The organism is Halomonas sp. LBP4, from assembly GCF_003202205.1.
In the GTDB taxonomy this organism is placed as follows: domain Bacteria; phylum Pseudomonadota; class Gammaproteobacteria; order Pseudomonadales; family Halomonadaceae; genus Halomonas; species Halomonas flagellata.
The window spans coordinates 84584-97445 of sequence record NZ_PDOG01000008.1 but is presented as its reverse complement, the minus strand read 5'-3'; the positions used below and the strand labels follow the sequence as shown (position 1 = coordinate 97445).

General features: G+C 65.7%; 11 protein-coding genes and 1 pseudogene. 6 read left to right on the top strand and 6 right to left on the bottom strand.

Annotated features, from left to right (window positions below):
- Positions 1-9 precede the first annotated feature (9 nt).
- Positions 10-1050 (top strand): Gfo/Idh/MocA family protein, encoded by a 1041-nt coding sequence (locus CR157_RS19745; RefSeq protein ID WP_110285256.1) that lies wholly within the window; start codon positions 10-12, stop codon positions 1048-1050.
- Between the two features lie 135 nt (positions 1051-1185).
- The gene (locus CR157_RS19740) at positions 1186-2934 is read left to right on the top strand and encodes an FAD-binding protein (protein ID WP_110285255.1); all 1749 of its coding nucleotides are present in this window, start codon (positions 1186-1188) and stop codon (positions 2932-2934) included.
- 104 nt (positions 2935-3038) lie between these two features.
- Here the strand turns inward: CR157_RS19740 and CR157_RS19735 are convergent, their stop codons facing one another.
- The 4 genes from CR157_RS19735 to CR157_RS19720 are packed head-to-tail and all read right to left on the bottom strand — an operon-like array spanning position 3039 to position 7303.
- Positions 3039-3827 (bottom strand): SDR family NAD(P)-dependent oxidoreductase, encoded by a 789-nt coding sequence (locus CR157_RS19735; RefSeq protein WP_110285254.1) that lies wholly within the window; start codon positions 3825-3827, stop codon positions 3039-3041.
- Positions 3815-4681, bottom strand: a complete 867-nt coding sequence (locus CR157_RS19730; protein WP_110285253.1) for a sugar phosphate isomerase/epimerase family protein — start codon at positions 4679-4681, stop codon at positions 3815-3817. The genes CR157_RS19735 and CR157_RS19730 overlap by 13 nt, the downstream gene beginning before the upstream one ends.
- Positions 4682-4683: 2 nt before the next feature.
- Complete coding sequence (locus tag CR157_RS19725; protein WP_110285252.1) at positions 4684-6471, bottom strand: FAD-dependent oxidoreductase; 1788 nt, start codon at positions 6469-6471, stop codon at positions 4684-4686.
- A 28-nt stretch (positions 6472-6499) separates the two neighbouring features.
- Positions 6500-7303, bottom strand: coding sequence for an IclR family transcriptional regulator (locus CR157_RS19720; protein WP_110285251.1), 804 nt, complete (start codon positions 7301-7303; stop codon positions 6500-6502).
- Positions 7304-7477: 174 nt separating this feature from the next.
- Between CR157_RS19720 and CR157_RS19715 the strand changes: the two genes are divergently transcribed.
- The 4 genes and pseudogenes from CR157_RS19715 (at position 7478) to CR157_RS19700 (ending at position 10887) form a co-directional block, all read left to right on the top strand.
- The gene (locus CR157_RS19715) at positions 7478-8281 is read left to right on the top strand and encodes a shikimate dehydrogenase family protein (RefSeq protein ID WP_110285302.1); all 804 of its coding nucleotides are present in this window, start codon (positions 7478-7480) and stop codon (positions 8279-8281) included.
- A gap of 38 nt (positions 8282-8319) precedes the next feature.
- The gene (locus CR157_RS19710; RefSeq protein WP_110285250.1) at positions 8320-9336 is read left to right on the top strand and encodes a tripartite tricarboxylate transporter substrate binding protein; all 1017 of its coding nucleotides are present in this window, start codon (positions 8320-8322) and stop codon (positions 9334-9336) included.
- Positions 9337-9496: 160 nt separating this feature from the next.
- Positions 9497-10283, top strand: a pseudogene (locus CR157_RS23395) (TRAP transporter large permease subunit); the annotation flags it as partial.
- 163 nt (positions 10284-10446) lie between these two features.
- Positions 10447-10887, top strand: coding sequence for a hypothetical protein (locus CR157_RS19700; protein ID WP_110285249.1), 441 nt, complete (start codon positions 10447-10449; stop codon positions 10885-10887).
- 498 nt (positions 10888-11385) lie between these two features.
- Here CR157_RS19700 and aroQ read toward each other — a convergent pair whose 3' ends face one another.
- Complete coding sequence (aroQ, locus tag CR157_RS19695; RefSeq protein WP_110285248.1) at positions 11386-11835, bottom strand: type II 3-dehydroquinate dehydratase; 450 nt, start codon at positions 11833-11835, stop codon at positions 11386-11388.
- Positions 11835-12698: a shikimate dehydrogenase family protein gene (locus CR157_RS19690; protein WP_110285247.1), complete on the bottom strand. Its 864-nt coding sequence runs from the start codon at positions 12696-12698 to the stop codon at positions 11835-11837. The genes aroQ and CR157_RS19690 overlap by 1 nt, the downstream gene beginning before the upstream one ends.
- Between the last annotated feature and the right edge of the window lie 164 nt (positions 12699-12862).

The following is a 12862-nucleotide window of genomic DNA, read 5'->3' as shown; positions in this document are numbered from 1 at the left end:
TCCTCGACCATGACGACACCCTTGAAGATCGCCCTGATCGGTGCCGGCGCCATGGGGCGCCAGCATGCCGGCTACGTCGCCAGGGAATCCGCCGCGATCCTGGTGGCCAGCGCCGACCCCTTCAGCTCGTCGCTGGCCGACGAGACCGGCATCGAGCACTTCACCGACCATCGCGAGATGCTCGACCAGGTGCGACCGGATGCAGTGATCATCGCCAACCCCAACGATCTCCACGTCACCACCGCCATCGACTGCCTGGAGCGCGGCATCCCCGCCTTGCTGGAGAAGCCGGTGGCCTGCTCGCAGGAGGAGGCAAAGCAGTTGATCGCCGCCCAGCAGCGGTACAACGTGCCAATCCTGGTAGGCCATCACCGCCGCCACAACCCAGTGGCCGCGCGCGCCAAGGCGATCATCGACGAGGGCCGTCTCGGTCGCCTGGCCACCGTCACCGGCATGTGGCAAACCTGCAAGCCCGACGAATATTTTTCCATGGAGTGGCGCCGCCGGCCGGGAGCCGGGGTGGTGCTGATCAACCTGGTCCATGACCTGGACATGCTGCGCCACTTCTGTGGCGAGATCTCGGGCGTGCAGGCCATGACCCACAATGCTTTGCGCGGCTTCGAGGTGGAGGACAGCGCCATCGTCCAACTGGAGTTCGTAAACGGGGCCCTGGGCAGCCTGACTGGCTCGGACGGAGTGGTGTCCCCCTGGGGCTGGGATCAGAACGTCAACGAGGTACCTCTCTATGCCAAACACCTCGACCAGAGCTGCTATTTCCTGGCCGGCAGCGAAGGCGCGCTAAGCGTGCCGCAACTCTCGCTGTGGCGATATGGCGAGGCTCGCGGCTGGCAGCATCAACTGGTCTGCGAGTCACACCGCTTCACCGAGGGTAGCGCCCAGCAGCGTCAGCTCGCCCATTTCATCGAAGTCGCCCGCGGCCAGGCCGAACCGCTGGTCAGCGTGGAGGATGCCGCCCGGACCCTGGCGGTGATCGATGCCATTCAGGAGGCCGCCCGCACCGGCCAACGAAAGGTACCTCGTTCGCCGTGAGTTCGGCATCCACGGCATACGATGGGCAGCAGGGGCTTGCCGAAGAGAAAAAAATGGAACACTATTCAAATATTGGAAATAATTCTGAAAATTGCCGCCAAATGCCGGCGGCCCGATGATGCTGTGAGGTGGAATATGCCGGACACGACGACGTCCCCCTGGGACGATGTGGTCGACCTGCTGGTCGTTGGCGCTGGAGCGGGTGGCATGACGGCGGCCCTGGTCGGCAGTCTGGAGGGGCTCGAGGTGCTGCTGTGCGAGAAGACCGAGATGGTGGGCGGCATCACCTCCACCTCCGGCGGAACCATCTGGATACCCGGCACCCACCTCAGTATAGAGGCCGGGGTACCCGATACCACCGAGGCCGCCGCTAGCTTCCTCGACGCCGTAGTGGGCGAGCGCGGTGGCGACGCCCAGCGCGCCGCCTTCCTTGAGGCCGGCCCACAGGCGGTCGAATTCCTGCAGTCGAGGACAGCGGTGAAACTGGCCGCCGCCCAGGCTCACCCGGACTACATCGGCAACCAGCCCGGTGAAGCCTACGGCGGGCGTGCCCTGGCCCCGCTGCCCTTCGACGGGCGCCGGCTGGACAAGGCCGACTTTATCCGGATACGTCCGCCGCGGCGCGAGTTCATGGCCCTGGGCGGCATGATGACGGCACGCAACGAGATCGACGCCCTGCTGCACCCCTTGGCCTCGCTGGGCAACTTCCGCCTGGCCGCGACCACTGTGCTGCGCTACGCCTTCGACCGCCTGCGCTACCCGCGCGGTACTCGCCTGGTGATGGGCAATGCCCTGGTCGCCCAACTGCTCTACAGCCTGCGCCAGCAGGACGTCCCGCTGCGCTTCGAGACACGGCTGGTCGAGCTGGTCAAGGAAGGGGATGCCGTGGTCGGTGCCCTCATGGCAGGCCCCGATGGGCATCGCCGGATCCGTGCGCGCCGCGGCGTGGTCCTGGCCACCGGCGGTATCGCTCGCCACCCCCGGCTACGCCAGCAACTCTACCCCGAGGCCGCGCGCCGCTACTGCCTGGCCCCGGAGACAAATACCGGCGACGGTGTCGAGATGGCGCTGGCTGGCGGCGCGGCCCTGACCGTGGGGCTCGATAGCCCCGGCTTGTGGATGCCCTGCTCGATTCTCAAGCGCCAGGACGGCACGGAACTGATGTGGCCGCACATCATCCTCGACCGCGCCAAGCCAGGGTTGATCGCGGTGAATAGCGCCGGGCGGCGCTTCGTCAACGAGTCGGATTCCTACCACGACTTCGTGATGGGTATGCTGCGCTCACCCGAGCAGGCGCCGGACAAGCCCGCCCATCTGATCTGCGATCGAGCTTTCCTCGACAAGTACATCCTGGGCATGGTGTTCCACGGGAGCCGTCGCCTCAAGCCGTTCCTGAAGGCCGGCTACCTGATCGAGGGGGAATCCCCCCAGGCGCTAGCCAAAAAGATCGGCGTCGACCCGGCCGCCCTGGAGCAGACCCTGGCCGACTACAATCGCGATGCCGAACGCGGCGAAGACCCCGCCTTTGGCCGCGGCACGAGCGCCATGAACCGCTATAACGGCGACCCCGAGCAGACCCCCAACCCCTGCGTGCGGCCGCTCGGCCCCGGCCCCTATTACGCCCTGGCGGTATGGCCGGCCGACCTGGCCAGCAGCGCCGGTCTCAAGGGCGATGAGGATGGCCGGGTGCTGGATGCGGACGAACGGCCGATCCACGGGCTCTACGCCTGCGGCAACGACCTGGGTTCGATGTTCCGCGGTACCTATCCGGGCCCCGGCACCACTCTGGGACCGGCCATGGTGATGGCCTGGCGGCTCGTTCAGCACGCCACAGCCAAGGAGGACCTGGCCAACGCCCACACGTCGCAACGGACCGTAGTATGACGCGAAGCCAGGTGACTGCCTGAACGCCCCCGCCATGAACGACCAGGCCCCCGGCTTCCGCCGGGGGCCTGGTCGTCTGGGGGTGGTCATAAGTACTGGAGGGGCTAGGCCTTGGGCGGCAGGCCAGGGATATGCGCCATGATGGAATCGGCGAATCCGCCGTCGGCCAGCAGGTTCTGGCCAGTCACATAGGCCGCACCCTCGCCGAGCAGGAAGGCGACGATGCCGGCGATATGCGCCGGCTGGCCGATCTGATGCAGAGGAATCACCTGCTGGCGCCGCTCGGCCACTTCAGGGTGCTGGTACAGCCTATCGGTGGCCGAGGTGTGGATCATGCCCGGCGAGATGCTGTTGACCCGGATGCCGTCCGCCGCCCACTCCTGGGCGAGTTGCTGGGTCAGCATGATGACCGCCGCCTTGCTGGTGGAATAGGCACCGCTGCCCGGATGGGGATGGACCCCCACCATGGAGGCAATGTTCACCAGGCTGCCACGGCTGGCCTTGAGCGCCGGATAGGCCGCCTTGGCCAGCAACCAGGGGCCTCGCGTGTTGACGTCGAACAGCCGATCCCAGTCGGCCTGGTCCAGCTCGGCGAGACGACCGGGCGCCATGATGCCGACGTTGGACACCACCCCGTCCAGGCTTCCGCAGAAGGCCAGCGCCTCCTCCACCAGCCGCGACGGCACGGTGGGATCGGCCATGTCGCCGACCAGCACCGAAACCCTTGCCCCCTGTGCTTCGAGTTCCGCCACCAAGGCGCTGAACGCCTCGCTTTTGCGGCTGGCGGTCAGCGCCAGGTACGGAGTCTCGCTCCTGGCCAGGGCATCACTCGCCAGTTGGCGGGCGATGCCCGCACCAATGCCACGGCTCGCGCCGGTGATCAGGATTCGCATGAGTTCTCTCCTTCTTCTTGGGGGTCAGGGGTCGGGTGTCGGGGAGCCAGGCCCTCGATCAAGCACCGACTTGCGCGCAGGGCCTCCCGGGCCCAGCGTTCGTGACCGAGTTCAGCGATGCGCCGCTGGTTCGGCACCTCGACGCTGACCGGCAGGTCGTCCGGCAGTTGGCGCCAGAAACCGGCCAGATCGATGCCGCCCTCCCCGGGCAGCCACCGCTCGCAGCGGGCCGCGCGGATCAGTTCGGCGTCGTCGGTCGGACGCTCCGCCGGGCCATCGCAAAGCTGGGCATAGTGCAACCAGTCGCTAGGCAGATCGGCGAGCTGATCCGGTCGTCCTCCGGAACGGTCGAAGTGCAGCGCATCGACGATGATGCCGCCATTGGGCTGGGCAGCCTGTGCCACAACCCGCCGCGCTGCGTCCAGGTCGGGAACTTGGGTCCAGGGCATGAACTCCAGGTCGCAGGCGAGCCCGAAGGGGCGCGCCGCCTCACAGAGCGCCGCGTAGGAAGCGAGCAGACGGCCGGGGTCCGGGTCGTCGGCGGCCACCAGGATCACCCGGGCGCCAAGTTCGGCGCCGGTCTCGAAGAAGTCCAGGTACCCCTCGGCCCGGAAGCGGGCATCCAGCCGGATCATTTCGAGATCAAAGATGCCGACCCCCGTGGCGGCAATAGCCGCCCGTGTGTCGCGCCGCAGGGAGGTATCTTTCATCAGCGGAAAGGCCAGGCCTCCCGGCGCGGCTGGCAGTAGACGGATGCCGGCATAACGGTAGCCCGTACGCGCGGCCACCTCGAACATCTCGGGTGGGCTCAGGCCTTCGGTGGTCAGGTGCGACAGCGAGTAAACTCGTGCCATGCTCAGGCTCCTCTACTAGCCAACGGATCGCTCGCCGACGGCGAGGATGAGAGCGACGGCCCGGTGGCCGCCAGGGTAAGGCCGGCGGCATGATGCGCGGTCACATAGCCGAAGGTCATGGCCGGCCCGAGAGTAATGCCACCGCCGGGATAGCGGCCGGCCATCACACTGGCCATGTCGTTGCCAGCGGCGTAGAGGCCTGGAATCGGAGTGGCGTCCTCGCCCAGGACGCGACCGTGTTCGTCAGTCGCCAGCCCGGCGAAGGTTCCGAGGCTGCCGGGCAGCACCTTCACCGCATGGAAGGGCCCCCGAGCGATGGGTGCCACGCAGGGGTTGGGCGTCTGATCTGAATCGCCCATGCCACGCTGGTAGGGAATCTCGCCTCGCCCGAAGGCGGGGTCCTCCCCGTGGGCCGCATAGTGGTTATAGGTCGCAAGCGTCGCGGTGAGACCCTCGGGATCGATGCCACAGGCCTCGGCCAGTGCCTCCGGGGTCGTGCCGCTCTTGAGGTAGCCATTGCGCTGCCATGGTGACAGCGGCAGCGGCGCCGGCCGCGACATGCCCAGGCCGTAGCGACGCTGGAAGCGGTGATCGCAGATCAACCAGGCCTCCACCGGCTCCCCCTCCGGCACGGCAGCGAACAGGGCCCGCATGAAATCGTGATAGGAACCAGCCTCGTTGACGAAGCGTCGGCCATCGCGGGTCACCGCGATCAGCCCTGGCTTGGCGCGGTCGATCAAATGTGGAAAGCGCCCGACGCTGCCGTCGCGACGCGGCACCAGCGATACCGGCGCCCAAGCCGCGTTGGAGAAGTCGAAGGCTCGTACCCGCGCGCCCACCGCCTCGGCCAGGCGCAGACCATCGCCACTGTTGGTGAGCGGCGCCGCCGAGCGGTGCGGGGTACCAGCGGCCACATGCGGCAGTAGCGCGAGATGCCGGCAAGTGTCGTGGGGAAACCCTCCGGCCGCCATCACCACGCCGCGACGCGCCCACACCCGACACTCGCCGCTCGGTGTGTCGAGCAGCGCCCCGGCGACTCTCCCCTGCCGTGTGACCAACCGTCGTGCGGGACTCGACGGTAGCAGTGTCACCCCCCGATCAATGGCACTCTTCAACAGCCCGGCGACCAAGGCGTTGCCGTTGACCAGTTGCATGCCGCGGCGGTGAATCGCCAGATCGAGGAAGTGGCGCGCCACGCGGCGGCCGACATGGGCGAAGGAGACCGGAGAGCGCATCGCCTTGAGGAAATGCCCCAAGTCCGTGCCCGCAGAGATACCCATGCCCCACAGGGAGTGCAGGTCTAGAGGGGGACGCAGCAGGTGGATAGCGCGGCCCAGGCGGCGGCCATCGAAGGGCGCCGCGCATACCGAACGCCCCCCCGTGGCGGCATGGGGCTGGTGGCCGTGGAAGTCGGCCACCCGGTTGCCATCGACGAAGTCCAACGCCGTGTGGCGACGGAAGAAATCGACCATGGCCGGACCCTGATCCAGGAACATGTCGACCCGGGCCGGCTCGTAGCCCTCACCCAGCTCTTCACGTAGATAGGCCCGCGGTGTCTCCGGAGGTTCGTTGATGCCCGCCTCGCAGGCCAGGAAGTTACGGGGGATCCACATCCAGCCGCCCGACCAAGCGGTGGTGCCGCCCAGCACGGGGGCCTTCTCGGCGACGACCACCTCGAGCCCCAGATGGGCGGCGGTGACCGCCGTGGCAAGCCCCCCGGCCCCCGAACCGATCACCAATAGATCACACGCTAGGTCGGGGGCGGAAAAGGCATGAGACTCGGGGGGCATAGGGTCACTCCAGAATCAATGGTCCTCGCTACAACTGCGAGGCGGTGGAGGGGCGGCCGGCCCGAAGCAGGCCTGATGCCGAGGTGGAGGCAGCCAGTTCGCTGGCCACCTTGAGCAGCTCGTCGCCTAGCGCCAGCATGCGTTCCTCGCTGAAGCGGATACTGGGACCGGCGATGCTGAGGGTACCGAGGGCGGCTTGGTCACCGCGCCGCACCGGCGCGGCAATGGCGTTCATGCCCGGCGCGAAGGTCTCCACCGTGAGACTGAAGCCCCGCTCGCGGGTCATCTTCAGCGCCTCCAGCAGGGCAGAGACCGTGGCCGGCGCATTGGGGCCGTACTCCTCGACATTGCCAAACCCCTGCTCCGCGACCAGTTCTAGGGCCGCCTCGTCGCTCAGTGTGCTCAGCCAGGCGAGCCCCGAGGAGCTGCAGGAGAGCTTGGCCACGGCGCCCATGTCCGGGTCGTAGCGCAACCCGCGTGTCGCACCCTGGGACTTGGCCACCCAGGTCAGGCTGCGCCCGTCCACTACAGCCAGCCGGACCAGTTCACCGCTTTGCTCCGCCAGGCGATCGAGCAACGGCTGGGCGGCATCAAGGATGCCCATCTCCCCAAGAAAGCCGAGCCCCAGGGAGACCAGCTTGGTGGTCAGCATGTAGTCCCCCTGGTCGCGGACCTGACGTACATAGCCGTAGCGGGCCAGGTCGGTCAGCAGGCGATGCGCAGCGCTGCGCGGCATGTCGAGCCGCTCGGCGATCACCGCCAACGGCAGACCCTCGGCCTCCCGCGCCAGTAGCTCCAGGATGCCGAGCGTTCTTTCCATTACACCAGCCATGGGCGTTTCCTTCTGATAACCATCGAGGCCCATAGAGTGCCATGTCCGAACGGGATAGTGGGCAGCATAGTGACACTTGGCCAGAAAAGGACATCCACCATTAGTTGAATGGTATTCCATTTTCTAAATCTGTTCTACTATGATCTCTACATCGCACTCCACCAGAGCCTTGCCATGATCGAACGACTCGACGGCGCCACGCGCCTCTACCTGATCCTCGGCGACCCCATCGCCCAGGTGAAATCCCCCCAGGGCGTTACCCAGGCGTTTCATCAGCGGGGTCACAATGCCCTGCTGGCGCCACTGCATATTGCGCCCGAGGCCCTGGGTGACTTCATCCGCGGCGCCTCCCTGGCGCGCAACCTGGACGGCCTGATCGTCACCGTGCCCCACAAATTCGCCGCTCACGACCACTGTGCCAGCGCCACCAAGCGGGCCAATTTCCTGGGGGCCGTGAACGTGATGCGCCGCGACGCCGAAGGTCGCTGGCATGGCGACCAGGTCGATGGGCTCGCCTACGTGGAGGCCCTGAAGAAGAAGGGCTTCGAGCCCAGCAGTCGCCGGGTCCTGCTGGCCGGGGCAGGTGGGGCGGGCTCCGCTATTGCCGAGGCGCTGGTGCGAGCCGGCACTGCCCGGTTGGCCATCCATGACGAGGACGTGGACCGTCGCGACACCCTTATCGCCCGCCTGGCCGCCCTCGGGACGACGGAGGTAGTCGCCGGGAACCGTGACCCCGCCGGTTTCGCCCTGGCGATCAACGCAACGCCCTGTGGCATGGGGGAGGACGATCCCCTGCCGCTGGATCCTGCAGGACTGAACGGGGACACCTGGGTCGGCGACGTCATCACCGCCCCGGAGGTCACCCACTGGATCTCGGCCGCCCGTGCCAAAGGCTGCCGGACCGTGCTCGGCGTCGACATGTTCGCCGCCGTCCGCGAGCTGATGGTCGACTTCCTGCTGGCAGGCAGGAACGCCTGACGCCCAACTCAACTCCTTCAACAAAGCGAGCAACGACAATGACAACCTCTCGAAACCTCAAGAGACTGGCCACGGCCATCACCCTCTCCACCGCTGCACTGGCGGCATCGACCTCCGCCCTGGCCGATTATCCTGAGCGACGCATCGATGCCGTGGTCCCGTGGGGCGCAGGCGGCTCTACCGACAACATGGCCAGGAGCCTGACTCCCCATGTGGAAAAACGCCTCGATACCGACATCGTGATCAACAACCGTCCAGGAGGCACCGGGGTGATCGGCACCAATGTCGTCCGCACCCGACCAGCCAACGGCTACTCGCTGTTGTACGGTGCCGAAAACGCCCAGCTTTATCCGATCCTGGAGTTGGCCGACTTCGACTACGGTGACCTGCATCCGGTCAGCATTATCGGCCAGGGCATCGTGCTGATCGTGGCCCCTGCCGATAGTGAGTGGGAGGACTTCGGTGGACTGATGGCAGATGCCCAGGCCAACCCGGGGCAGCTGCGCATGGGCGATGCCGGCGCCGGCGGCCTGCCCAGCACCGTGCTGGCGATGATAAACGCGGTTGACAAACTTGACGTGCGCTCGGTGACCTTCGGCGGCGACGGCCCCGCCATTACCGCGATGCTCGGCAACCACCTCGACTTCATGCCCATGGCCCTGGCCTCCGCCCAGGAGCAGATCCGCGCCGGCAAGCTCAAGGCGCTGGCGGTGCTAAGCGATGAGCCCGCCGAACAGCTGCCCGAGGTGCCGCCGATTACCGAGTTCCTGCCGGAGATGGCAGACTTCCTGCCTTGGGGGCCGTTCTGGGGGGCCTATGTCCATGAGGACACCCCGCACGAGATCAAGACCACCTTGGAGAACGCCTATGCCGAGGCCATAGCCCAGGAGGAGTTCCAGGGCTTCCTTGCCCGCAACGGGGCCACCTCACTCAACCTGCAAGGCGATGAAGCGGAATCGTTCCTGAGTCGCTGGCAGTCAGTGACCGCCTGGGCCATGGAGGACGCCGGTAGCGCCAAAGTATCACCGGAGAGGCTTGGCATCCCGCGCCCCTGATGACATGAGCACAGAATCGGGTAGGGGCCGGGGTCACCCCCGGCGCCCTCCCACACCACTGTACGTACCGTTCGTACACGGCGGTTCATGAAGAACGAGTAAGCCCTCTTAACGTGTCGGGCACCGAGTTCAGGCCCTGCTGACCAAACCAGCGGTTAGGCAGGGCGAGCTTGCCATCACCGCGGTGGCCTCCTGCGGGGTTTTGTCGGCGACCTCCGGCTCGTCGCTGGCCACCGCCAGCACCATGATCCGCCGAGGGCCCTGCCGGAGATGGAGCCCTACGGCTATAACCGCGGCCTGGCCATAGGAGCGCTGGCAGCCGGCAGCATGCTTGGCATCATGATTCCGCCCTCCATCGCCTTGCTGATCTACGCCATTCTCACCGAGCACTCGGTGGGCAACATGTTCATGGCGGGGCTAGTACCGGGGCTGATGGGCCTCAAGCCGTTGCTGACGGTGGCCGGCGAGCCCATCGCCGGGAAGGAAAAGCTGGCGCTCTCGGCGGTGGTGTTCTTCATGCTGGTGGGCGCCGAGATCCTGGGCTACTTCATCTCGGTGTCACGGATCTCATTTCGATCAGCGACATGCTCTTTTGCATTAACCTGGCCGCGATAGTCGTGGTGCTGTGCATCCTACTGCTCTACTTCGTGCTGGGGATGTTCATGGACGCGATCGTCATGCTGGCGGGCACGGTGCCGGTGGTATTTCCCATCATCCAGTCGCTTGGCATCGATCCGGTACGGTTCGGCATCATCACCGTGCTGACCGTGGAGTTGGGGCTGATCACCCCGCCGGTGGGCATGAATGCCTTCGTAATCAAGGTGATGGCGCCTCACGTGGAGCTGGGCTAGACCTTCAAAGGCGTCGCTCCCTTCATCGTCTCGGATTTCATGCGCTTGGCACTGCTGATCCTCTTCCCGGTACTCTCGACCATGTTTTTGATCTGACACTGTCGGGTGCAGCTCACGGCCGAGGTCGCTGCATTATAACCTTTGGGTTATGTCTCGTAGGCGAAACCTCAATGGTAGAAGTGATGGAGTGCCGCATGCTGAGGCCATCAACGCATGACGGCCGCCGGCCGGTCCGGCGCGACGAATCAGGAGATGAGTGATGCGCGATACAAGGGTAACCAACATTGAATACCGCGGTGTGCTGGCATGGCTGTTCAATGCCCGCATGCCGCAGCTGGTGCAGACCATGCGTCGTGAGGCCGTCAACGAGTACCGGACTTTAGTGTGCGACTTGGATGCCCCCATGGAGCCAGCCTTCGAGCGCGAGGTGGCACGCACACTCAACCGGGGCGGTAATTACGATCTGATCCCCGCCGAGACACTGATGCCGACGATGATGGAGCGCTTCGGGCTGGCGCCGGAAGATTTCAGTGACCAGGAGGCAAACTCGCTCAGTGAACTGACCACGGTGTGCAACAAGTGTCCTGCAGTGGGGCGCTGCTGGAAGGCCATGCGTGCAGATGCAGGCTGGGAAAAGTGTCGGGGATTCTGTCCCAATGCCGACGCCTTTGAGCTGAAGTCGCTGGCCATCACCGACTAAGTCGCTCGGTTGTCCTTGTACCTCAGGAGGGCATGGGCTTCCGGAGTCGCGAGCATTGGGTGGATCCGCTCATGAAGCAGCTGCTGGGCGCAACGCCGGCAAGCCGACGGCACAGCAGCTTAGTTACCAGTCTAGCCGCCAGCATTGAGCGCTCCGGCAGGTTGCCTACCAGCACCTATAGGGCCTGAAGCCTATGATGCACCGATCAGAACCTGTCAGATGATCCAGAGGATGGAGACCACTCCAGGACACCGAGTGAAACAGTCATGCCGGCCTCTGATGGCGTGAATATCGGGAGCCCTACATCATGGTTGTGATGTTGAACATCGCTTGGGGCAAGGCGCACCTGACATAGATCGAGACAAATGTACCTGTCTATAGGGCAGTCGCCGAATCCGCCATGAGAAGCAGCCAGCGTTGAAAGCGCTGTACCGAGGCGCAAGACCCACCGTGATAAGGCGGGCCGGGAGCGCTGAAGGAGGAGGGACCAGCGAGGGCTCAGGCCTGGCGCTGGGCCTCGATCACGGCGGCCAGCGCCGCCTGGTAGCCCTGGGTGCCGAGCCCGGCGATCACGCCGTCGGCACGCAGCGAGACGTAGGAGTGATGGCGGAAGCTCTCGCGCTGGTGCACGTTGGAGATGTGCACCTCGAATACCCTGCCCTCGAAGGCATTGAGCGCATCGAGGATCGCCACCGAGGTATGGGTATAGGCCGCCGGGTTAATGATGATCGCCAGGGTACCGTCGAGGCGCGCGGCATGGATGGCATCGATCAGTTCGCCCTCGTGGTTGCTCTGGAAGCTGTTCAGCTCCCAGCCGTTGAGCACGGCCTTCTCGCGCAGGGCGTTGTCGACATCGTCCAGTGTCTCGTAGCCGTAGATTTCCGGCTGGCGGGTACCCAGCAGGTTGAGGTTGGGGCCGTGCAGCACCAGTACCTTGCCCTGGCTCATCAGTCGGTCTCCTTCAACAGTTCGCGGCGGTAATGGGCGAAGAGGGTGGCGGCCTGCTCGTCGGCGGCGGCGCGCTTGGCCTCATCCTCGCAGAACAGCTTGAAGGCGTCGACGCCCTGGAAGACGAACAGGCTGACACCACTCATCACCGCCGCGCCGGCGGTCTTGGCCGCGGCGACGAACTCGGTGACCGCCGGCACGTAGACCGCATCGAAGATCCAGTGGTGGGTCGCCACCAGCTCCTTGGGCAGCGGGCAGCCGGGGCTCTTCTCGTGGCCGATGGGGGTGCAGTTGACCAGACCATCGCAGCGCGGCACCGTCTCGGCGAGCTCAGCCTGGGTGATGGTGGAGGCGGCAAAGCCCTGGGCCCGGAGCTCGCCGGCCAGCTGGTGCGACTTGGCCTCGTCGAGGTCCATCAGGATCACCTCCTTCGCCCCCAACTTGCCGAGGCCGAAGGCCACCGCCTTGCCCACCCCGCCGGTGCCGATCAGCAGCACGCGGCCCGGCTCTCGCTCACCGAGCGTTGCGCGAAAGCCGCTCATAAAGCCGGTGAAGTCGGTGTTCTCGGCGATGATCTCGCCCTTCTCGAAGACCAGGGTATTGGCGGACCCGACCATGCGGGCCCCCTCGGAGGCGCGGGTCGCCAGCTTCACTGCCTCCTCTTTCCAGGGAAAGGTGACGTTGACGCCGCGGTAGCCGTCGGCGATCACCTGCCTGACCTGGCTCTCCAGGGACGCGATGGGCTGCTCGTTGGCGTCGAAGAGGTCATAGGTGGCGGGAATGCCGGTCAGCTGGCCGAGCCGCACGTGCAGGTCCGGGGAGCTGGAGTTCATGATGGCCTTGCCGATCAGCCCCAATTTCATAACGTTGTCTCCTGAACGAGGACGAGCTTTCTGCGCTCGGCAATGCGGCATTAAACGTCTCCTCAAAATGCTCATTTACAACAGAAAATCCGCTTTTTCGTCGACGCTTGCCTTGTCTTGCCTTCGCTCGAAGAGCTCGCATGAATCTCAAAAACCAATCCCAG